Origin of the sequence: Streptomyces calidiresistens (assembly GCF_014141525.1) — a bacterium.
Classification (GTDB): domain Bacteria; phylum Actinomycetota; class Actinomycetes; order Streptomycetales; family Streptomycetaceae; genus Streptomyces; species Streptomyces calidiresistens.
This window is the reverse complement of record NZ_VKHS01000002.1, coordinates 1-21,836: the sequence shown is the minus strand read 5'-3', so window position 1 is coordinate 21,836 and position 21,836 is coordinate 1. Positions and strand designations below refer to the sequence as shown.

General features: G+C 63.5%; 18 protein-coding genes and 4 pseudogenes. 12 read left to right on the top strand and 10 right to left on the bottom strand.

The features are described 5' to 3' along the window. Nucleotides 1-45 precede the first annotated feature (45 nt). Nucleotides 46-1,269: an aminotransferase family protein gene (locus tag FOE67_RS00365; protein WP_228473400.1), complete on the bottom strand. Its 1,224-nt coding sequence runs from the start codon at nt 1,267-1,269 to the stop codon at nt 46-48. 176 nt (nt 1,270-1,445) lie between these two features. Continuing rightward, nucleotides 1,446-1,739: pseudogene (locus FOE67_RS00360) on the bottom strand (hypothetical protein); the annotation flags it as partial. A gap of 724 nt (nt 1,740-2,463) precedes the next feature. Here FOE67_RS00360 and FOE67_RS00355 point away from each other — a divergent pair. The 3 genes from FOE67_RS00355 to FOE67_RS00345 all read left to right on the top strand — a co-directional run bounded on the left by FOE67_RS00355 (nt 2,464) and on the right by FOE67_RS00345 (nt 4,928). Continuing rightward, the gene (locus tag FOE67_RS00355) at nt 2,464-3,360 is read left to right on the top strand and encodes an ABC transporter ATP-binding protein (protein ID WP_228473399.1); all 897 of its coding nucleotides are present in this window, start codon (nt 2,464-2,466) and stop codon (nt 3,358-3,360) included. Continuing rightward, nucleotides 3,360-4,115 carry an ABC transporter permease gene (locus FOE67_RS00350; RefSeq protein ID WP_182659710.1) on the top strand — a complete coding sequence of 252 codons (756 nt, stop codon included), beginning with the start codon at nt 3,360-3,362 and terminating at the stop codon, nt 4,113-4,115. The genes FOE67_RS00355 and FOE67_RS00350 overlap by 1 nt, the downstream gene beginning before the upstream one ends. Before the next feature lie 63 nt (nt 4,116-4,178). Beyond that, nucleotides 4,179-4,928, top strand: coding sequence for an ABC transporter permease (locus tag FOE67_RS00345; protein ID WP_228473398.1), 750 nt, complete (start codon nt 4,179-4,181; stop codon nt 4,926-4,928). 276 nt (nt 4,929-5,204) lie between these two features. Here the strand turns inward: FOE67_RS00345 and FOE67_RS00340 are convergent, their stop codons facing one another. Further along, nucleotides 5,205-5,348 carry a hypothetical protein gene (locus tag FOE67_RS00340; RefSeq protein ID WP_182659708.1) on the bottom strand — a complete coding sequence of 48 codons (144 nt, stop codon included), beginning with the start codon at nt 5,346-5,348 and terminating at the stop codon, nt 5,205-5,207. Here FOE67_RS00340 and FOE67_RS00330 point away from each other — a divergent pair. The 5 genes and pseudogenes from FOE67_RS00330 (at nt 5,337) to FOE67_RS00310 (ending at nt 11,825) form a co-directional block, all read left to right on the top strand. Beyond that, nucleotides 5,337-6,493, top strand: a protein-coding gene (locus tag FOE67_RS00330) for an IS3 family transposase (protein WP_438874169.1) whose coding sequence is annotated in 2 segments (ribosomal slippage) — nt 5,337-5,586 and nt 5,586-6,493 — 1,158 coding nt in all. Because the reading frame shifts where the segments join, the coding sequence is not laid out codon by codon here. The two genes, FOE67_RS00340 and FOE67_RS00330, sit on opposite strands and share 12 nt — an antisense overlap. A 50-nt stretch (nt 6,494-6,543) precedes the next feature. Next, nucleotides 6,544-6,690, top strand: a pseudogene (locus tag FOE67_RS00325) (IS481 family transposase); the annotation flags it as partial. Nucleotides 6,691-7,288: 598 nt separating this feature from the next. Continuing rightward, nucleotides 7,289-8,164, top strand: coding sequence for a hypothetical protein (locus tag FOE67_RS00320; protein WP_182659705.1), 876 nt, complete (start codon nt 7,289-7,291; stop codon nt 8,162-8,164). 735 nt (nt 8,165-8,899) lie between these two features. Beyond that, nucleotides 8,900-10,459: a GMC family oxidoreductase gene (locus tag FOE67_RS00315; RefSeq protein ID WP_182659704.1), complete on the top strand. Its 1,560-nt coding sequence runs from the start codon at nt 8,900-8,902 to the stop codon at nt 10,457-10,459. 257 nt (nt 10,460-10,716) lie between these two features. Continuing rightward, nucleotides 10,717-11,825: pseudogene (locus tag FOE67_RS00310) on the top strand (IS256 family transposase). Between the two features lie 43 nt (nt 11,826-11,868). Here FOE67_RS00310 and FOE67_RS00305 read toward each other — a convergent pair. The 6 genes from FOE67_RS00305 to FOE67_RS00280 form a co-directional block, all read right to left on the bottom strand. Next, entirely contained in the window at nt 11,869-12,618 is a 750-nt protein-coding gene (locus tag FOE67_RS00305) for an alpha/beta hydrolase family protein (RefSeq protein ID WP_182659703.1), read from the bottom strand. A 47-nt stretch (nt 12,619-12,665) separates the two neighbouring features. Beyond that, a complete protein-coding gene (locus FOE67_RS00300) occupies nt 12,666-15,119 on the bottom strand; it encodes a non-ribosomal peptide synthetase (RefSeq protein ID WP_182659702.1) in 2,454 nt (817 codons plus the stop codon). Nucleotides 15,120-15,315: 196 nt separating this feature from the next. Further along, nucleotides 15,316-16,128, bottom strand: coding sequence for a phytanoyl-CoA dioxygenase family protein (locus FOE67_RS00295; protein WP_182659701.1), 813 nt, complete (start codon nt 16,126-16,128; stop codon nt 15,316-15,318). Nucleotides 16,129-16,158: 30 nt separating this feature from the next. Next, nucleotides 16,159-17,163, bottom strand: coding sequence for an LLM class flavin-dependent oxidoreductase (locus FOE67_RS00290; RefSeq protein ID WP_182659700.1), 1,005 nt, complete (start codon nt 17,161-17,163; stop codon nt 16,159-16,161). Nucleotides 17,164-17,170: 7 nt separating this feature from the next. Continuing rightward, nucleotides 17,171-17,446, bottom strand: a complete 276-nt coding sequence (locus FOE67_RS00285; protein WP_182659699.1) for a phosphopantetheine-binding protein — start codon at nt 17,444-17,446, stop codon at nt 17,171-17,173. A 7-nt stretch (nt 17,447-17,453) separates the two neighbouring features. Beyond that, nucleotides 17,454-17,753, bottom strand: a complete 300-nt coding sequence (locus tag FOE67_RS00280) for an acyl carrier protein (RefSeq protein ID WP_323383920.1) — start codon at nt 17,751-17,753, stop codon at nt 17,454-17,456. A 742-nt stretch (nt 17,754-18,495) separates the two neighbouring features. Here FOE67_RS00280 and FOE67_RS30585 point away from each other — a divergent pair. Continuing rightward, a pseudogene (locus FOE67_RS30585) lies at nt 18,496-18,822 on the top strand (GMC family oxidoreductase N-terminal domain-containing protein); the annotation flags it as partial. Nucleotides 18,823-18,858: 36 nt separating this feature from the next. Here the strand turns inward: FOE67_RS30585 and FOE67_RS28720 are convergent. Then, on the bottom strand, nt 18,859-19,005 hold the full coding sequence (locus tag FOE67_RS28720; protein WP_228473396.1) for a hypothetical protein: 147 nt from the start codon (nt 19,003-19,005) through the stop codon (nt 18,859-18,861). A gap of 385 nt (nt 19,006-19,390) precedes the next feature. Here FOE67_RS28720 and FOE67_RS00270 point away from each other — a divergent pair, with 385 nt between their 5' ends. From FOE67_RS00270 to FOE67_RS00260, 3 genes are read left to right on the top strand one after another with little or no spacing between them, the layout of a single operon-like run. After that, on the top strand, nt 19,391-19,804 hold the full coding sequence (locus FOE67_RS00270) for a GMC family oxidoreductase (protein WP_182659725.1): 414 nt from the start codon (nt 19,391-19,393) through the stop codon (nt 19,802-19,804). Next, nucleotides 19,791-20,810: a tRNA pseudouridine(13) synthase TruD gene (gene truD / locus FOE67_RS00265; protein WP_182659697.1), complete on the top strand. Its 1,020-nt coding sequence runs from the start codon at nt 19,791-19,793 to the stop codon at nt 20,808-20,810. Before FOE67_RS00270 ends, truD begins: the two co-directional genes overlap by 14 nt. A gap of 23 nt (nt 20,811-20,833) precedes the next feature. After that, complete coding sequence (locus FOE67_RS00260) at nt 20,834-21,520, top strand: HAD family hydrolase (RefSeq protein ID WP_182659696.1); 687 nt, start codon at nt 20,834-20,836, stop codon at nt 21,518-21,520. Nucleotides 21,521-21,836: the final 316 nt, after the last annotated feature.

The window sequence follows — 21,836 nt, the reverse complement described above, 5'->3', positions numbered from 1 at the left end:
TCTTCCTCCTCAGATCAGGCATTACGTTCGGGCGCGGTGGCGATTTCAACCGAGCGTGGCGATGGCCCTGCTGAGCTTGTCGACGAGTTCGATCGACTCGTCAGTGGTGATCGTCAATGGAGGCGCGATGCGCACCACGCCGCGCTCGGCGCGCACGAGAAGGCCGTTGTCCATGGCCCCCGTCGCGATGGCTTCCGCCGACTCCGGCGAGTCGGCCTCAACGGCGATGACGAGGCCCAGCCCGCGGATGTCAGCGATCCTCGGGTGCGCTCGGAAGGCATCGAGACCGGAACGGATTCCGGCGCCCTGGGTCCCTGCGTTCTCCACGAGCTTCTCTTCGGCCATGACATCGAGCACGGCTTTCGCTACTGCGGCGGCGACCGCGTGCCCGCCCGTCGTGTGCCCGTAGCGCAGCCCTTGGACGACCGGGGCGTCCCTGAACGTCTCCTTGATCGCCGTCGTGGCCGTCACCGCGGCGAGCGGGATCAGCCCGCTGCTGATCCCCTTGCTCGTGACGACGATGTCCGGAGTAATCCCGTCATGGTCGAAGCCGAACATCCGGCCGGTACGGCCGAATCCGGTGAATATCTCGTCCAGGATGAGCAGCGCTCCGTGTTCATCGCACAGCCGCCGGAGCCCGGCGAGGAACCCCTCGGGGAATACAGTGCAGCCGCCCAGCCCCAGCAGCGGCTCGACGATGACCGCCGCGGTCGGCGTCGCGCTGTTGAGCGCCTGCGAGAAAAGCGCGAGCAATGCTTTGGCGCCTTCCGCGGTGCGCAGGGCACGAGGCTCCGCAGGCAGGGCCACGTGGTCGACCGGGAACCGGTTCGGCCAGTCGTTTGCGGTGAACGGCAGTCCCGACAGTTCCTGGCCGAGGGCGGTGGTGCCGTGGTATCCGGCTTCGAAGGAGATGATGCGCTCGCGATTCTCGCCGAGGTGGCGCCAGTACTGCCAGCAGATCTTGAGCGCCGCCTCGATCCCCTCAGAACCACTGTTGACGAGGAAGCTCTCATTGAGATCGCCCGGCATGATCTCGGCCAGCCGCTGTGCCAGAGCCTCGGCGGGCTGATGAGAAGCGGCCATCGGATCGTAATGGGAGAGCCGATGCATCTGGTCGACCGCGGCCTCGATCAGTCGAGGATGCCCGTGGCCGCACGACACGTTCAGCACACCTGAAATGCCGTCCAGGTACCAGGTTCCGTCCGCGTCGCGTACTCGGCATCCACGAGCCTCGGTGATCTGCAGGTCAGCCTGCTGGGTGACCGGCATCCAAGGCCGCCAGAGGGAACTCGAAGAAGTCGATCGGCTCATGGCGTTGCCCTCCGTGAGTCTGGTCATCGGGAATTGTCGTGCGAGATGTACTGCGGACTTCGAACCGATTGAGGTTTTCTCGGTGAGCTCGGATGTGTTCGAAGTGGGTGAGTACGAGACGGGCGCGGGTTATGTCACTGATTCGGCTGGGATCGAAGGTGATGTGCTGGAGGGATGTCCAGCGGGTTTTGAGGAGGACCATCGCAGGTTTCGCCGAGCGCGCGTAACCGGGCGAGGAGGCAGTTGTAGGTACGGTTGTCCTCATCAAGAGGGATCCCGTTGACCTGCCGCTTGACCGGGAGCAGGACCCCGGCGCCCGCACCCTGGTAGCCCTTGTCCAGCAAGAACTTCATGCCGTCACGGGCCGCCTTGCACAGAGCGGACAGGACCAGCTCGCGGGCGACTTCGATATCGGGGACGCTGCCGGGGCGGACGTCTGAGGTTCATGGCGGGAAGCCGTCCGGGGCAGCGAGGAAATGGACGTTTCCACCGTGTTTCTCACGTTTCCCGGAGTACCACAGGTGGATCTCCTTCCCCTTCTTGCTGATGACCTTCTCGGCGACGCCGTCCGTGGAGATCAGGGAGCCATCGAGGATGACATGCCCGAGGCCGGCGCCCCACGCCTGGTTGAGTGCCTCGTGCAGGCCCGGGCCTGGGTAGCGAGGACCGTGATGCCCTCGTGGAGGCGTCGGTAAGCGGTGGCCGTGGAGACGCCGAAGTCGCGGGCGAGCCGGTCGACGCGGGTACCTGATGCCCCTTGGAGCACAGAGCCTGCGACGCTCGGTCTGAAGAAGTCGGCCGAGGTGTCGCACAAACGTGCGGGGGTGTCGAGCATGGCCACATAAGCGACCAACGTGAAGCCTTTGGTTCTGCGGACGACCTTGTGGTGAAAACCCTCCCACAAGGGGCTTTACGCCTGCCTGCCACCGGAGTCTCTGCGTTCGATCTATACCCTCATCCGGCACTTCATCCCACTTCGCGAAGATCATTTCACTGATAAAATCTCATTGAACACTCCTGCCGAAGATCAGATTATCCATCGGCGCGCTGGCCCGATACTGACACCTGTCAGGAGTACGGCGAGACTCCGAGGTCATGCCTGTGTGTATTATCTGGTCCGTGCCTATAAAATCGCTTATCCAGGCTCAGGGCTTGGTCAAACGGTTCGGGGATTTTACCGCGGTGGCGGGGATCGACCTGGAAGTGATGCCAGGGGAGGTGTTCGGGTTCCTGGGGCCCAACGGGGCGGGGAAGTCGTCGACGATGCGGATGATCAGTTGTGTGTCGATGCCGTCGGAGGGGTCGCTGCGGATTCTTGGGCGGGATCCGGTGCGGGAGAGTTCGGCGATCCGGGCGCGGCTGGGGATATGCCCGCAGCTGGAAAATCTGGATCTGGATTTGACGGTGACGGAGAACCTGACGACGTATGCCCGTTATTTCGGGCTGTCACGGGCGCAGGCGCGGGCCAAGGCCGTTGAACTACTGGAGTTCGCGCGGCTGACGGAGAAGGCGTCGTCAAAGGTGGCGCCTTTGTCGGGCGGGATGAGGCGGCGGCTGACGATCGCGCGGGCGCTGGTGAACGATCCGGAGTTGGTGCTGCTCGATGAGCCGACGACGGGGCTGGATCCGCAGGCGCGGCATCTGCTGTGGGAGCGGTTGTTCCAGCTCAAGCAGCAGGGCACGACGTTGGTGCTGACAACGCACTACATGGACGAGGCCGAGCAATTGTGTGATCGGCTGGTGGTGATGGACGGAGGACGCATCGTCGCGGAGGGGTCGCCGCGGCAGCTGATCGAGACGCATACCTCCCCCGAAGTGGTGGAGCTGCGGTTCGGGACGGATGAGCTGGCGACTTATGTGGAAAAGCTGGATGGGGTCGGGGATCGGATCGACCTGTTGCCGGACCGGATTCTGCTCTATGCGAAGAACGGCGACAGGGCAGTGAACGAGGTGCATCGGCGCACGTTGACGCCCTCCAGTGTGCTGATTCGGCGTTCGTCGCTGGAGGATGTGTTCCTGTACCTGACCGGCCGGACCCTGATCGACTGATGGCGAATCCGACGATAGCCGTGTTCGAGCGGCACATGGTGGTGTACAAGCGTTTGTGGCGGACGTCGGTGTTCGCGTCATTCGCGTTGCCGTTACTGTTCCTGGCCAGTATCGGGCTGGGAGTAGGGCGGTATGTGGGCGACATACAGGGCTTTTCCTACGTTGAGTGGATCGTGCCCGGGCTACTGGCGTCGACGGCGTTCCAAATGATGATCGGCGAGTCGACGTATTCGGTGATGGCGGCGTTCAAGGACTATCGCTCGGCGCACGCCGCGTTCGCGACGCGGGTGTCGATCGGGGACCTGTTGCGAGGCTGGTTCCTCTACCTCGTGGTCCGGGCGGAGATCGCGGTCCTATTGTTCCTGGTGGTCGTCGCGGTCGGGGTGGGGTTGTCCTCACCTTGGGTGGTGATGACGCCGGTACTGGCGGCCCTGCTGGCGCTGGCGACGGCCGCTCCGGTGACGGCATTCGCGGCCAAAGTCGACCACGACAGCTATTTCCAGTTGCTGTTCCGGTTCGTGATGATTCCCGCGACGCTCTTCTCCGGGGTTTTCTTCCCCGTGAGCCAGATGGGCTGGCTGAGCGGGGTGGCGTACGTGTCACCGCTGTGGCATGCAGTGGAGTTGTGCCGGGCGGCGATGCTGGGTCTGTCAACGTCATGGCCGTGGCCCGTGCACGTAGTGGTACTGGTGGCCTATGGGGCCGCCGGGTGGTGGTGGGCTTCGCTCACGTTCCGTCGACGGCTTCAGGATTAGGTTGACGTAATGATGACTCTGATAGTGGCACGACATGTGTCGGCGAGTCGGGTGGGTGCGGTGATGAACCGTAACCTGGGGGCTTTGCGGAGCGGCGTGTCGTATTGGCTGGTGTTGTTGGCGGGGTTCTTCGAGCCATTGCTGTATCTCCTGTCGATCGGTGTCGGCGTGGGTGCACTGGTGAACAACATTCAGATGGACGACGGCTCGCTGGTGCCGTACGCAGTGTTCGTTGCTCCGGCGATGCTGGCGGCGTCCGCGATGAACGGGGCGCTGGCTGAGACGGCGTTCAACTTCTTCTACAAGATGAAGTACTCCAAGACGTTTGATGCGATCCTGGCTACGCCAGTGCAGCCGATCGAGGTGGCGTTCGGTGAGATGGTGTGGGCCATGGTGCGCAGTGCGCTCTACACGGCGATCTTCCTGGTAATCATGGTGATGTTCGGGCTGGCGGATCCTTGGTGGGCACTGGCGGCGTTTCCGGCGACACTGCTGGTAGGGATGGCGTTCGCCGCGGTGGGGATGGCCACGTCGACGCTGATGCGCGGCTGGCAGGATCTCGACCTGATCACAGTGGCGCAGTTCTCGTTGTTTCTGTTCTCCGGTACATTCGCGCCCGTGGGCGGGTATCCAGCGGTGGTGGAGGCGCTGGTGGTTACACTTCCGCTGTATCACGCCGTGGAGCTCGTACGGGGTCTGGCGTTGGGGCTGGTCTCGTGGGGGTTGCTGGGCCATGCGCTGTATCTGCTGGTGATGATGGTCGTGGGCTTGTGGATCGCCTCGCGCCGGATCCAGCGGTTGTTGTGCTCGTAGCGGGTGACGGCGCTGGTGTGCCGGCCGTCGCCGGAGAAGGTAGATAACCGCCGCTACGCTGGCCACGAGGTCTCCGGCACGTGGCTCCTTGGTCTACCGGCCTCCAGCGGGCTCTGGTGATGTCGAGGCGGTCCTTGACCAGGTATGGGCAGCTCCCTTCGATGACGCCAGTGGCGATGAGCCGGCCCAGCGCCAGGGCGATGTGGTAGATCAGGTACGGCTGCTTCGCGGTGAGGCAGGCCGCGCAGCGGGCCGGTCCGGGCCTTGTGCGCTGGCCTACTCGGCGGCGCTGGTGGTGGTGCAGGTCGGCGGCCACAGCGACGCTGTGTCCTTCGAAGAGGCGGTGGCGGCGACGAACGCAACCCGTTCCTCGCGCGAGTGGTGCAGGTCGTCGGCGGCCTTCCGTAAATATTCGAGCACGTGGACGAAGTCCACGACGAGGTCGACCTCGACGCCGATCTGAGGATCAACCCGGAGACCCTGCGGAACCGGGTGAGGGCAGCCGGGGTGAGCCGTCCTCGGGGACGCCGGACGCAGGAATCGTCCCAGCCGCCTGCCCCGCTGGAGGCGGAGAACGCAGCCTTGCGGAAGAAGGTCCGCGAGTTGGAGGAGGAACGCCAGATCCTGCGGAAGGCGGCGAAGTATTTCGCCGGGGAGGCGCGCTGGTGAACCGCTTCCGGTGTGTCGCCGACCTCCAGCGCCGTTACGGCGTGAAGCGGCCCTGCAGCATCCTCGGCGTCGCCCGCTCGAGCTTCTATTACCGGCGCCGGATGGCTGCGGACCGGGCCGCCCGGCAGGCGGCCGACGCGAAGCTTGCCACCCGGATACGGGCGGTGCACCAGGAATCGGACGGCACCCATGGGGCTCCTGGAATCGCCGCAGAGCTCCGCGAGACGGGCGGCGAGACGGTCAATCACAAGCGGGTCGCGAGGATCATGCGGACGTTCGGGATCGAAGGAGTCCGGTTGCGCCGCCGGCACCGCACCACCGCAGACCCGGCCGCGACCAAAGCGCCGGCCCTGATCGGCCGCGACTTCACCGTCTGGGCCCCGAACACGAAGTATCTCGGCGACATCACCCACCTACCCATCGACGATGGCAGGTTCTGCTGTCCGGCGACCGTGATCGACCTCGCTTTGCGCCGTCTGGTCGGCTGGGCGCTCGCCGATCACATGCGCGCAGATCTCCTCACGGATGCCCTGGACGCGGCGATCCGAACCCGCGGCAGCATCGCCGGATCGATCATGCACACGGACCACGGAGCCCGGTACACGAGCAGGGCATTTGCCGAAGCATACAGGTCAGCAGGGGTCAGACGAAGCATGAGCACGGTCGGGTCCAGCGCGGACAACGCACTCGCCGAGTCCTTCAACGCGAGCTTCAAACGCGAAACCCTGCAAGGACGAAAGATTTGGCCAACTGAGCGCGAGGCCCGACTCGACCCGTTTCGATGGCTCCACCGCTACAACATCCGCCGCCGACACTCCCGCATCGGACAACGCTCACCGATCGCCTTCGAGAACGACTTCCACCTCACACCAACTACGCTGGCACCAGCCGCATAACCCGTGTCCAACATCCGGGGTCAAGGCCCCTTCCTATCCACCAGCCCGCATGGACCTCAAACGCCCCGCGCAGCCAAGCCCTGGCCGTCTGGAACATCCACTACAACTACCATCGCCCCCACACTGACGCCAGAAACCAACCACCCGCCTCCCGACTCCTCACACGCGTCACCAACCTTGTGGCCTCATACACCTAGCGCCTGTCAGGGGTGAAACAGGCCCGCTCGCGTCTAGAGTCGTGTCACCTTGAAACCAAGAGTCGCGCGATGAGGGGGCCTGCCAGTATGAGCGAGCGCTCATCACTACATCAATCCTGGAATTTTGAGCATTGCCTTAAGGGTTGAATATGTATCCTCTGTCTCTGGCGCCGCAGCTGCCGAGTAGGAAGCTGAGAGCCAGGGTCTTGCCACGTGATCGAAACGAGGAAATGGCCACCACTTTCCTCCGCGAGGGTGGCTCGTGTGCTGTAATCACGCCCTGAGCGTCCTTCTTTTCACCTCGACTTGTTAAAGGCCGAGCGAATGGAGCAGGTCAACGGCCGGGTGGTGAACCTGGCTTACGCTGCCCGCGAGGTCCGGCTGCGACGCGATGAGATGCGCGAGGAATCCCCTATATCCTCTTTGGCGCTTTGCTCTATTCGGCACATGTTGTGGCAGACCTCGGCCGGCGGGTTCAGCCTGGCCGGCGAGCTCCCACACACGTTCATTCCAACAATATCTCCCACCTGCCTGTCGCTGTCCAAGCAGCACGAATTAGAGTGCGGCCGCCGACACACGTCACGAGAAAGCAACTATGATGACTGCTCTCGACCCGAACTCGACCCGACGCGACGCGCCCCTCCCTCTGCCGCCGATTCCCGAGCCCTTTCGGCTGCCCTTCTATTGTGGGGCGTGGCACAACATCGGGATCGACTACCTGGTGAATTTCGAGACGGCTGCGAATATCCTAGGTCGCACCCACCCGCGCCTGGCCCCAGCCGACTTCGACGGCCGCGCCTGCTTCTCGCTCAACTATCAGCTTTACTTCGCGCAGTACGGAGACGGCTCAAGCATCACGGAGGAGGTGGAGATAAACATCATCGCATATCCTCAGGGCGAGGAGCACCGGATGTTCCCGGTGTCGTACGAGCAGTATGCCACCGGAATCGACCAGACCAAGTTGCTCGGCATCGGCAGAATTCACGTGCTCTGCGACAATGTGATGGCCATTGAGGCCGGATCAAAAATATTCGCCGAGCCGAAACTACCGGCCCGCTTCACGGCAACCATGCCGTCGCTCAACGGTCCGGAGACGTCCGACTGGCATGTCCGTGTCCTGGACGCCGACTTCGCCGATGACGGGAGCATCACGCCCGGCGGCCGCCTGCTGTTCAGCATCGACGCACACCTTGGCGGCCTGGCCTGCGTGCCGGTGAACAACACTCCTGTCACGGGCTACGGAACCGATTCGGAGGGCCGCCTGCTGACCAGTCGGCAGAGCGTCTACCACCCCTATCAGTACTACCTGCTGGACTCCGAAACGGCCGCACAGGTCTCACTGCATGTGGCGGAGCCGACCTCGCTCGTAGGCCAGGACCTCACGGCGCTGCTGACCCACGCCGCCGCGGCTGGCATGTGGACCTATCAGTCGGCCCCGGTCGCCGCACACAGCCGACCCTATTACCTCGCCTGAACCGTCCTGGACCGACCGTAGCGAATGAATGCTCACTCCCTCACCATCATGCTGACCAACGCTGAGGCCACGGCCTCCCGAAAGGATGACCGCGGGGAAGACAGAAAATGTGTCTGCGCGGTACGCCTTCGCTAACGGCCTCCATCGCGACCTCGACACCGTGATCGCGGACCTGCTCCGTTCCTGTACTGACGCAACCTGATCGCTTCGTGCCCCGTGGCAGTGCCAGTCCCATGCCGTGAGTTGCTGTGCCACCCCAGTTCTCCGAGACGGTGACCGGTTCAGACCAAGTGTGAGCAGGTGACCAGGAAGTGCGGCTGCAGTACCTGGAGCTTCGGCCCAGTGGAGATCGAGAGGTGTCCCGAAGGTAATGGCGAGCTCCTCAAGGGGTGGCATTCAGAGATCGACTATTCGGACGTGCCATTTCCTTCCACTGCAGACAAGCCCGGTGTTCTCGGCTCGATTTCGGGCTCCTGGCCGGCACAGTTGGTCGGTAACGCCGTTTTCGGCCACTGCGGTTGTGCAGCAAGCAGCTCAGTTCGAGGGTCGTGGACGAGGAGCTCACGAGCTTCAACGCCGAGAACCAGAGCGCCCGCCGGGACCGTCTGCTCGGCGAAGCGCTCTCGTGCATTCCGTTATAGATGCCCTGCGGCCCTTCTCGCTGTCGTCAGATGCCGGGGCGAAGTACGCCTCATTCGTAATCGTGCAATCCATGAGCGGCCGAAGGGTAGTGCCATGCGCTCGCCAGTGTTCTTTGACCACATAGTCGTCGGCGCCGGGTCGACGGGTGCGGTACTCGCCGCTCGACTCGCCGAGTGCACCGACCGCCTCGTCCTGCTGATCGAGGCCGGACCGGACTATCACGGCCTAGCCCTTCCACCGGAGCTCCAGGACGGGCGGACACCATCGTTGAACTCTCACGACTGGGGGTACACCGCCCGCGGTGCCGGCGGCAACGAGTATTGGCTCCCCCGCGGCAAGGTCGTCGGCGGCTGCTCGAGTGTGAACACGTGCATCGCGCTCCGGCCGGAGCCCGGCGACTTCGACGACTGGCCGTCGGGCCGGGTGAGTTGGTCATGGGAAGCGGTGCTGGATGGGTTCGTCGCCATAGAGGCCGATGTCGATCGGGTCGGCGCTCACCACGGCCGCCGCGGCCCCCTTCGGATCGCCCGAACGCCCAGGGAGCGGATGACTCCGCTGTCCCAGGCATTCGCCGAGGCGTGCCGGAGGGCCGGATTCGACAGTACCGCCGATCACAACGAGCCCCACAGCACCGGTGTGGGCGCCCTTCCGCTGAATGTCGACGGTTCGTTGGGCCGGATCTCGACGGCGAAAGCCTTTCTGGAGCCGGCGCGGCAGCGGGCCAATCTCACCGTCATGCCGAACACCCTGGTGGATACGGTGCTGTTTACCGGATCGCGCGCGACGGGAGTGCGGGTCGTCGCTGATGGGCAGGTACGCGACATCGGCGCGGCCGAAGTGACGATCGCCGCCGGTGCGATCGGTAGCCCGGCGATCCTGCTCCGTTCCGGCATCGGCAAGGCCGAGGAACTCAGCGAACTCGGGATCGACATCGTCGCCGACCTCCCTGCCGTTGGCCGGAACCTCGCGGATCACTCGCAGGTACCGGTCGTCTGCGCACCCCAGCAGGGCACGGCAGACCCTTCCGCGCCCTGCGCCGAGGTCGTCTTGCGGTACCGCGCGCAGGGCTCGAACATGGCCAATGACATGCAACTGTGCCTGCTCAACCATGTCGAGATGCGGAAGTACGCGCCCCGCTCGGCCGCCTCTGTGGAAGGCAGCCACGCCTTCGTGATCACCGCGAATCTGATGGGGCCGGAGTCGCGGGGCAGTGTGCGGCTGGGCTCTCGTGATCCCCGTCGGCCCCCGGTGGTGCACCTCGACCATCTTGCTGCGGCATCCGATCGGGCCCGTCTCCGCGAAGGGCTACGGCTGGTGCGGCGTATAGCGGACGATCCGGCAGTCAGTAAGTTCATCCAACGACTCGTGGACGTCGACGGCTGGTCCGTCGACGACGACGCGAGCACGGATCGCTACCTTGCGGCACACCTGCAGACGGCGCACCATCCGAGTGGCACCGCCGCCATGGCGTCGAGTGCGGCCACGGGCGTCGTCGACAGCGAATGCCGGGTCTTCGACACGGACGGGCTCCGCGTCGCAGATGCCTCGGTCATTCCTTCCTCGGTGCGGGCCAACACCAACCTGACCTGCATCATGATCGGCGAGCGCGTCGCCGCGGCGTTGTCCGGAACCGTGCAGGGAGCGGCCTGTTGACGCCGTTGAAGGTCAAGCGTCTCCCGGAGGACATCGTCAGCAGGGAGAGCGTCCCGGTCCCGACTTGGGCAAGGAGCGGCAATCCGGCGGCGCTGTCCACCGCACAAGCACATCTGTATGACCAGGGAGTATCTAATCAACGGCGGATCTGATGATCAAGGAGACGCCAGATGACCGAGACCCCTGCCGAGCGCGAGCCCGTCGAGCTGTCGGCGGAGACGCCGTCGGGTGTGGCGACGGACGAGTAGTTGGTCGCGATGCTTGTGGACCGGGCTCGCGGTGAAGGGCCGCAGCCCACCGGTGAGGGCGGGCTGCTGCAGCAGCTGACGAAGCGTGTGCCGGAGTCCGCTCTGGAGGGCGAGATGGCCCGGTCGAGGTGAAGGTGCCCCGCGATGTCGCCGGCACCTTCGACCCGCAGATCGTGCGCAGGCGGCAGCGCCGGCTGACGGGGGTGGACGAGATGGTGCTGTCGCTGTCGGCGAAGGGCCTCACCCACGGCGAGATCTCCGCGCACCTGGCCGAGTTCTACGGAGCGGTGGTGTCCAAGCAGACCATCTCCACAATCACGGACAAGGTCATGGACGGCATGGCCGAATGGCAGAACCGCCCACTCGACCCGGTCTACCCGGTCTTGTTCGTGGATGCCATCAACGTGAAGATCAGAGACGGTCAGGTCGCCGACCGGCCCATCTATGTGGTGATGGCCGTGACCGTCGAGGGCACCCACGAGATCCCGGGCATCTGGGCCGGTGACGGCAGTGAGGGGGCCAAGTACTGGCTGCATGTGTTCACCGAGCTGAAGAACCGCGGCCTCGGTGATGTGCTGATGCTCGTCTGCGACGGGCTGAAGGGCCTGCCCGAGGCGGTGGAGACCGTCTGGCCCCGCACAATCGTTCAGACGTGCGTGGTTCACCTGCTGCGGGGCAGCTTCCGCTACGCGGCCCGCCAGGACTGGGACAAGATCGCCAAGGCGCTCAAGCCCGTCTACACCGCGCCGAACGAGGACGCAGCGATGGAGCGGTTCCTGGGGTTTCAGGAGGCATGGGGCCGGAAGTATCCGGCGATCCTGAAGCTGTGGTCGGATTCCCGGGCCGAATTCGTGCCCTTCCTGGCCTTCGATGTCGAGATCCGCAAGGTGATCTGCTCGACCAACGCGATCGAGAGCGTGAACGCGCGGATACGCAAGGCCGTCCGCGCACGCGGGCACTTCCCCAACGGGCAAGCCGCCCTGAAGTGCGTCTACATGACACTCATGTCCCTGGACCCGACCGGCAACGGCCGCAAACGATGGACCATGCGCTGGAAGGCCCCGTTGAACGCCTTCCAGATCGCCTTCGATGGCCGCCTCACTCCGACCAACAGCTGACACTCAACAACCAAGATCAGCCGTTAAATTGACACACCCCTTCTCAATGCGACTTCACGAACGCCGACACCGCCTCAACGGTGTCCGGATGGCGCAGCAGATCTGCTCTATCGCATTTCACCCGAATCAGCTGAGTTTGAGAGGCACCCTGCCACGGCTCGCAGTACGGATGGCCTTCGGACGCGATGTGCAGAACGCTTCCTCCCCATGCAGGCCGTGCGGAGTGGTACGCAGATACAAGATAGATGAGATAGTCGAGCATGGACCGCACGATCTGTTCGTGACAGAAGACGAGTTCCTCTTCGCTGAGGTCGTCCGCGGCCAGGCTCTTGAGCACACGATCGGACAAGTCTTTCTCGAGAACGTCGACCAGCGCGCGTGGATCGTCCAGAAGGTCCGACAGCATGGACGTACTCAACGGTGCGATGGACGCTTGCCCGTCCGCTTCGGCGACACACGCCGAGCACCCCTGCCATAGTGCGTCCGCGCCACACGGGTCGGCATCGAAAAGCACCAGCGGCACTGGGCCGACACCTCTCTCCACCAGCAATTGCGCCATTTCCTGAGCAATCGGCGCAGCCGCACAATAGGCAAGTATGGCGTGCACACCGTCGCTCGCGAGCGGTGACCTGGAAAGCAGGTCCAGAGCATAGTCTCGGGCAGTGAAGCGGACGGGAAGCGAGTCCCTCATCAGCTCTGTCAGCTCGATGCCGAAGGGCGACAGGTCCAGGTCGGTTATTCTCGCTCCAACCCGTCGTCCTGGATAATCCAAGCCGAGCAGTCGAGTCGTCATGCTGTCTCGATCTCCGCATCGTGATAGGTGACTCCCAGCATCAGGTGTCACGGGCTCGTGGTCGCTTTTCGCGACAGGATCTCACCGAGACCCGATATCGTCGGGTCGATGAAAAACGTCCGCGCGGAGATCTCCACACCGAACATGGATTTGACGCGATGCAGCATCTTCAGTGCCTTGAGCGAATTTCCGCCGACTGTGTAGAAGTTATCTATACATCCGACACGCTCCAATCCCAGCACGCTTTTCCAAAGCTCAGCGAGTGCCATCTCTATGGGAGTGCTCGGGGCGGCCCCTCCGGCCATCGCCGCTCGATCCGCAGGCGTCGGAGTAGGCAGACGACGCCGGTCAAGCTTGCCTGAAGGACCGAGCGGGAAGGAATCCATACGGACGTAGGTCGACGGCAACATGTACTCAGGTAGATACTGGCCGGCGTGCTCGGCCAGGACGTTCACAGAAGTGTCATCACCCACGAAGTAGGCGATCAGCTCGTCTTCATCTGCACTGTTCTTATGAGCTGTCACAGCACAGCTGCGAACGCCTGGATGACGTTCGAGAACCGCTTCCACCTCTCCGGCTTCGACTCGGCCTCCACGAATCTTGATCCGGGTGTCAGACCGCCCGAGGAACGAGATAATTTCATCCTCGTCGGTCATCGCGAGGTCGCCGGTGAGATAGATCAGCTCATCCGGGGAGAGCGGGTAAGGATGAGGGACGAATCGCTCGGCGGTGAGCTCCGGATTCTTCTGGTAGCCCGTGGACAGCCCTCCGAGTCCGGCGACTCCCAGCTGCCCGACGACTCCGGGAGGTACCAATCTCAGCGCATCGTCGAGGACGAATAGCCGATATACTCCCATCTGTTTCCCAATTGGGACACTGTGCGCGGAATCATACTTCGTGCCCTTCCAGGCAGCGACCTCCGACGTCTCCGTCTGCCCATACAGGTTGTGAAACTCGGCACTGAAGTGCTGAGTGAAGCGATCCAGAAGCGAGCTGGAGACAGCCTCTCCGGTAACCCAGACCCACCGAAGGTCGGGATATGACTGCGGTCGCGCATAGTCGAGGAACGCTCTCAACATGGAGGGTACGAAATGGACCGCGACGAGGCCACGCGTGCTCAGCAGTCTGGCAAGATAGTCGACATCGGCCTCACCGCGAGGCAACGCCATGTGAATGGTCGCACCTACACTGAGCGGCGCGAAGATCTCCCAGATCGCCACATCGAAGATCAATGGCGTCTTCAGGAGAACAGATTCACCCTCCTTGAGAGGGAACCGCTGCATCAGGGATTCGATGCGTCCGGCAGCACAGCGATGGTCGATGACGACGCCCTTGGGCTCGCCGGTCGATCCGGAGGTGAAGTAGATGTAGGCGGTGTCGTCCAGCGCGACCTCGACCGCCGGCGGACGAGCATCCGAGCCGGTGTCATCGACATGGAGAAGAGTGACCCCAGTGCCCTGCAGCAGCGAGTCGAACTGCTCGTCGGTGATGATCGCCGTCAGCTCGCCACCTGTGACGATCGATTGGATACGGGCAGCAGGCAGCCTCGGGTCGAGCGGGACGAACGCGGCACCCGCCTTCAGTGTTGCGAGCACGGCGACGATGAGTTCCGGCGAACGTTCCATGCAGATGCCGACGGCATGCTCGAGACCGATTCCCGCACCGGCCAGCGACTGCGCCATACAGTTGGCTCTGCGGTCAATCTCACCGTAAGTGACGGCCACGTCCCCGAAGTGGATCGCCACCCGGCCGGGATGATCGCGCGCGGCTGATTCGAAGGGCTGATGGATCGGCTTGAGATGAGGATACACATCGAATGTCGCGTTGATGGCGGCTGCGCGCTCTTCCTCCTCATCGCCAGAGAGCATGCGCAGTTCATCGACGCGCGCGTGAGGCCGCCTCACGGCATCCTCGAGCAGCGCGTAAAACGAGCGCCACCACCGATGAGGGCTGATACCGGGAAGTGAATGCCGGTCGCAGTCCAGTTCGAGCACGATCGCCACTCCCCCCGACCTCACTGCACAGGTGACGCCTGACAGTTCCGCCACGCCAGAGCTCTGTAGCGGTTCAACGGACAGGCCGGGAGGTGCTGCGCCCGGATCCCACCTGTCGAGGTCGGTGACAGCGAGCCTGAGAGGGATGTGATGGAGCCATCCCTCCTCCGCATCGGCACTCGCCTGCCTATGCTCGACCACCTCGTCGAACGACACCGCTGTCTCGGCGAGCAGGTCCTCGAAGGTGACTTCTGAAGAGAAAGCCATGCGGAGGTGAACGGTCGCAGGGTGGCAACCGATGACGGAACCACTGAGAGGTGGGCGTTCGTCGAGCACAAGACCGATGGTGACCGCGTCCTGGCGGCTGTGCCGATACTGTGTCGCCGCGAAGGCCGAGAGAAGAACAGCAGAGTCCGATGTCCCGTGACGCTCGGCCAGGAGGCGTAGCGCATTGGCGGTCGCAGGGTTGAGTTCACAGCTCTCCAGTGAATATCGCGCATTCATCATCGTCTTCGATTCCTCCTCGCAGCGACATCCCATCGACGCGCGCTTATCGCTCTGCCTGCCGGGCGCACACCCCTGGGGAAGGACGCACACCCGGGTCGTTGAATCCGCCCGATCTGGGCGTCCGAAAGTCCTGAAATGGACGCAGCGGGTCCGCCCCGCTCCCCAAGGAAGCTCGGGGCTGGAACGTGATGCCGTTCTACGATCCGGGGGCGATCAAGCTCCCCTCAAGGGGGTTCAGGGGCGAGAAGTCCCGGCCTACCAGCCACTCAGGGCGGGGACTAGGAGAGGGGAGGGCGTTACTGACGGCATTGTAACTCAAGAGCAGTAGGGATCGATCGATCGGAGACATGTTCTGTGCCGATCCATGGGGGATGCTGCAGTGGAACCAGAGCAAGGAGCCCGGCGGTCCCTTGGGGGCGACAAGACCCTGCTGGTAAACCAGCTCTTGCATGCGCCCTGAACTTTCGAGCGAATACTTCAGGTTGTTCGTCAACGTCGACTCCCAACCGTCATTTTTGGCGGCGGCGGGGATGAGCCCATCAGAATGGCCGCCGGGGACAAGGATCAAGGGGCCGTTGAACTCCGTCACCTCGTCGAGGAAGACAGCGACGGTGAGCGCACGCGGTTCGGGCATCTGATCCTCGTTGTGCCAGAACATGAAGTCCTGATGCCATCGCCAGATCTCTCCCTGGAAAGAGCGCTTCTTGTTGATCTTGAACTGATGGACGTACACGTCATCATTCAGTAGTTGTCGAGCAATGCCGAGCACTCGGGGATGGCGGACGAACCGAGCGAACAGCTCACTGTGCATATGGGAGCCGTGGACACGGTAAGGGAGCCCGGTGTCGGCCTCGACAGTGCGCCTCGACGTATCCTGTGCAAGCTCTCTCTCGGCTTCTTTTCTCAGCAGCTCGACGTCGCTCGCTTCGAGCACGCTGGGCTGAAAGATGAATCCCGCTCGATGATAGTCTTCGATCTGCTGGGAAGTGAGCAGGTTGTCATTCTGCACTTTTGCCTCCATCGAGAGTTGACTGAGGCTTCATGAATGGTTCTCCGTGTACTTTGACCAGGCCATACGCAGCACCTGAACCGAGTGGAACAGATCGTCCTTGCTCGAAGCCTCGTCCAGAATGAAAGTCGAGGCGCCGAGTTTCATATACTGCAGCAGAAGGTTCGCCGTCTCCGCATAGTCGCCTATTATATACGGGCAGAATGTTTTATATGCCCGAAACGGGTACATCCAGTAGCCGCCTATCGCGGCGCTCACCTTCATGGCATCCTCCGAGAGCCGGCGATGCCAGTGGGATTCGACCAATTCATAGGCGAGATCGTGAAACTCCTCGCCAAGCCGATCGACGGGGAAGCGCTCGTGGGCGAGCCGCCATGCGGTGCTCGAATCCTCTCGAGCGATGATGCCCAGCCGGAAGCCGCTGTCCGCGGGCAAGGACTCCTCGGCATACTCCTGCGGCTCCCGTGGATAGCTCAGCCGTGTCGCACCGAGCTCCTTCTGCACGCGGATGCAGTCGTCCGAGGTTCCTGATACGAAGATGCGCGGCTCCAGGCCGGCGACCGGCGGAGGAGCCGGTCGGAGCCCGTTCAGCTGGTAATACTCGCCGGCGTACTTCAGCGGCCGTTCCGCTGAAGTCAGCTCGGAGATGACGGCGCCGAACTCCGCCAGCCTGTCATATCGCTGCCTGTGGTCCAGGTTGCAGCCCATCTCTCTCAAGTGCCTGGAAAAACCACCGGTCACCAGGTTCAAGCCGATGCGCCGACCGCTGCCAGCGGCTATCGAGTTGATGCTCTTCGCGACCGACACCGGGTGCTGGTACACAGGATTCATGGCAATCAGCGGGACCAGGTCGCGCGACTTCGTCAGGATCCTGCCGGCGACGATCCATGGATCGAAGGAAGTGTTGTCCGAAAAGATCAGCATCCCGACACAGCCCAGCTCTTCAGTCCATGCGGTGATCTCGTCGAGATGTCGGAACGGCTCTTCGCGGGCTTCGCCCATTAGCCATGGAGCCGAGGTGTAGATTGCCAGCATGAGTTCGCTATCGGTTCGCAATGTCGGTGTCTGCCGCTCGGTCTACTACGAGGCTGACCAGCGACCAGAGTGCCCCTGGCGTCCTAAAGCTTTCGAACTTCAGCAGGTCCTCAGGAATCGAGATCCCGTACGCTGCTTCGATGTTCAAGAGGAGATCGACGGCCGCGAGTGAGGTCAGGCCGGCGGCCCTGGTGTCCAGATCCGCGGTCAGTTGCTGGTCGTCCGGCAAATCATGCAGCACCGCGCGCAACAGCGACTCGAAGCGCTGATCCCAGGTGTGCACGCTCGACTCACCTCTCTGACTGGAGCTGGGAGGCGCCGAGGAACACCGAAAGGCTCTTCGGCGTTGAGTACTCGAAGATCTGGCGCAGTCGGACGTTTACGTCCATGACCTCGGAGACCCGGCCAACGATCTCGAGGACGTGCATCGATGCTCCGCCGGCCTCGAAGAGATCCGAGTCCTCGTCGAGGTGCTGCGGGCCGAGAACCTCGCGCCATATTTCGATAAGAGCCGCTGTGCGGTCCGCTTCATTCCCGTATTCGGCCTTCATCTTTGGAAGCTCCTCAGAGGGGCGGCGCTGGGCGACCACCGACTGCAGCCGGAAGATCAGAATCCGGCTATACTGACTGAATACTCCTGACGGACGGCGACAATGCATCGAATAGTAAGTCATGCGGCTCCGACCCGATCCTAATGGATGTCAGGAACCCGACCGCAGACCGTGTCACTAAGCTTGACCCGGGTGCCGATGCAGCCGCGAGCGCCTTACCTCCTGCTCCCTGCGCCTCCCAGGGCAGAGCAGCTCCATGGCGCTCTCAGTGGAGAGCAATTCAACACCCCCAGGGAGTCAAACTTGGCACATCCGGGCGTTCCCAGCCGAAGCACCACACAAACCTGTGCCAGAGCGCGGCGCTGGAAGCGAGCTCAGTGTCCGTGCTGCTCTTCAAGGCAACCGTAAATCAGTTGTACTCAGCGCTCACGGACTTGTCCAGACTTCATCTGCGGCGCGGAACCAGTACGAGCATCAGCGTCTTCAACTGTGAAGTCAATGCTGGACGTTCGGACCCCGCCTGGTGTACGGTCCATCGGTAGCTGATGCTGGCGCTTCCAAAATTTCCGGCGTATCAGGCAGTTTTAATTTTCGCGATGCGGGGAGCCCATGGGGCAGTGGGCGGGCGGATGCCCGCGTCATCCATTCCTGTATCCCCTCTTCGAGTAATTTGCCCACCTTGCACTTTCCGCTGACCCAGCTGGGACAGTGAAAAATTCTGCATGTCGGTGACCTTTGGCATGGCAGGGCTTCGGCCGGTGATCAGTCCGATTGCTAGGGGATGCGAGTGACCACAAGAAGGCAAGCCCACTACGACCACGTCGTGGTCGGTGCCGGGTCGAGCGGCGCAGTGCTGGCCGCCCGTCCGGCGAGTCTGACCGACAGCAGCGTCCTGCTCCTTGAAGTCGGCCCGGGCTACCACGAACGCCCTCTTCCGGCCACACGCGCAACGGGCGTACACCCGCGCTCGGCTCGCCCGACTGGTTACACCTCATCCGGACCGGGTAACCGCGACATGTGGATACCGCGCGGCAGGGTCGTGGGCGGGTGCTCGGTGATCAACACCTGCGTCGCCCTGCGGCCGGAGCCCGTCGACTTCGACAATTGGCCATCCGGTGCGCAGACCTGGTCGTGGGGCGACGCGTTAAACGCCTTCACCGCCATCGAGACCGATGCCAACCACGGCGGGCACCACCACCGGCCAGACCGGTGCGCTACCGGTGGCCAGGACACCTGCCGAGCGGATGACGTCGCTGTCACGCGCCTTCGTTTCCGCGAGCGCGGTGGGCACCCCGGCCCTCCTGCTCAAGGTCCGGCATCGGCCCGGCGGCCGGCCCGGGCGCACTGGGCATCAACGTGGTCGCCGACCTGCCGGCCGTCGGCACTGACCTCGCCGACCATTCGCAGGTCCCGCTGCTCTGCGCACCGGCATCCGGTTCCGTCAACACTTCCGCACCGTGCGTCGAGGTGGTCCTGCGGTACACATCCGACGGTTGGGGACTGACCAACGACATGCAACTCTTTCTGCTCAACCACGTCGAGATGAGCGCCCATGCACCCCACCTCGCGCACTCATGCGAGAGCTGGCACGCTTTCGTGATCACGGCCACTCTCATGCGACCGGATTCGCGCGGAACTGGGCGCCTGACCAGCCGGGATGCCGGTAGGCCCCGGAGATCCGGCTCGACTACCTGGCAGCGCCGGCTGACCGGATCCGCCTTCGCGAAGGACTGCGGCTGGCATACCGAATCGCGGCCGACGAGGACATGCACGGATACGTACAGCGCGTGCTGGGGGCCGATGACCTCTCGCTCGCGGACGACGCGAGCGTGGACCGGTATGTCGCTAAGCAGGTGCAGACTGCCCATCACCCCAGCGGCACTGCGGCGATGTCGGCCGACCCCGGCTCTGGCGTCGTCGACAGCACGTGGCGGGTCTTCGGCACCGAGGGGCTGCGTATGGCGGACGCATCCATCATCCCGTCTTCCGTCCGCGCCAGCACCAACCTGACCTGCATGATTATTGGTGAGCGCGTGGCCAGGCTGCTTGCCGGAACCGCTCGAAAGGAGTCGGTCGTTGAACGAGTTTGAGGTGAAGCACATCCCGGACGACTTCCTCGTTCGCGAGAGCGTGGCGGTGCGCCACACGCCGAAGGAATCGGCGACCCACCGGTTATACCTTCTGCGCAAGTGTGGCTACACCACGATGGAGATCGTCCGAGCGATCGCCGCCGCAGCCGGTACCACCGAGAGCTCGATCGGCTACTGCGGACTCAAGGACGAGGACGGCGTCACCGAACAGCTCATCTCGACACCGCTGGCCGTCTCCCTTCCCACGTCCGACGAAGCGGACGTGGGCACCGGCGGCCGTTGGTACACCACGCAGCACTACGGGTTCACCAACACGCCGCTGCGAGTGGGTCAGATGGAGGGCAACAGCTTCAAAGTCGTGCTGCGCAACGTCGAGCCCGAGCACGCCACCGGGTTCTTTAGCCGCAAGAAGATCAACTTCATGTTCCTGAACTACTTCGACACCCAGCGGTTCGGCGTTCCCAACGGCCCGCACCTCACGCACCTGGTAGGCGCGGCCATGCTCGAGGGCCGCTGGGACGACGCCAGGAAGATCCTGATGGAGCTGAACTCCCCGGAGAGCAAGCTCGCCGCGGACTGGGCGGGACCGAGCCGCGACTTCTTCTTCCAGCTCGACGAACGAGTGACGTCCTTCTACCCGGCCGCACACGCCTCCTTCGCCTGGAACGAGCACCTCGCCGAGCTCGCGACGGCGGCCGCTGGCGCCTGCGTCCGCCGAATCACCGTCGACGGGATCAGCTTCACCTACGTCACCGAGTCCGCGGCCGCGGCGCGCGTGCTGGCCGAGGCCCACGAGCTGCCGACCACGAAGTACCGGTTCGACGGCGGTGCGCTGGCCCGCTCGGCGTCGGTGCGAGCGACCGTGGCCCAGACGGTGATCGAGGTGGACGACCGTGCGGACGACGAGTACTTCCCCAGACGCAAGCGTGTCGAGCTCAGCTTCTTCCTGCCGTCGGGTACGTACGCGACGGCGGCCATCCGGCAGCTCGCCGCGCAGGTCTCATGACCGTCGCGGCCACGGAGGCATCGGTGGTGATCTTCGACGTCGAAGGCGTCATCCTGGACACCGAGCCGACCTGGGACGAAGCACAGGAAATCCTTCTGGCACGACGCGGGCGCACCTACGACCGCAGTTCGGTGAAACACTTGATTACCGGTCTGGGGGATGTCCAAGCCATTTCAGTCATCGTCGACCACTACGAACTGGACGAGGATCCTTTCAAACTGGCCAGTGAACGCCGCGAAATAATGCGGGAACTTCTCGGTCGTGGCGTTCGGTATATTCCGGGGGCCTGGGAGTTCATCACCACTGCGGCCACTTCCACGGACATCTGCGCAGCCACGTCGATGAATCCGCAACTGCTCGGCGCGGCACTGGCGGGATCGGACCTGCAGGCACGGTTTCCTGGCCCGGTGTTCACCACGGGCACTGGCGTCGCGGCAAAACCGGCCCCTGATCTGTTTCTGCACGCCGCTGCGGAGTTGGGTGCCACACCGGAGGACTGCCTGATCATCGAAGACTCACCGACGGGAATCGCTGCCGCGCGAGCGGCAGGGATGCGGTGCGTCGCCCTGTGCACCACGCACGAGCGACGTCGCCTACTCCAGGCCGACCTCGTGTTCGAGCGCTGGGCGGAGGTACCGCGGCCCGCCGGTAGGAGACGGACCGGGGATAGGTCGAGAACACCGAACGGGACTTGCCCGAAAAGCAAGTAACCCCGATGGCTCGAAGGCCCGGTTCGGGGGGCGGTGCGTGCGGGCTCACCCCCGCACGCACCGCCTCGAAATTAAAGCAGCACAAGCTGGAGAAGCCCGGCACTTCCCCGCTCGATTTCGCGTATAATATTGATCTGTCACCAAATGGTGTCTGTCGCGTATCTGGTGTGCGGGGCCCGGAAGTATCCCCTGACACGGACAAGGAATTTCTGGATTCCGTGGAGGATGCTGCGGGTTGATGCCTCCAGATGAGCCCGGTTGTCGATGACCTTGTCGGCGAGTTGACGTTTGAGGTCAGCTGAGGTCGGCGTTGACG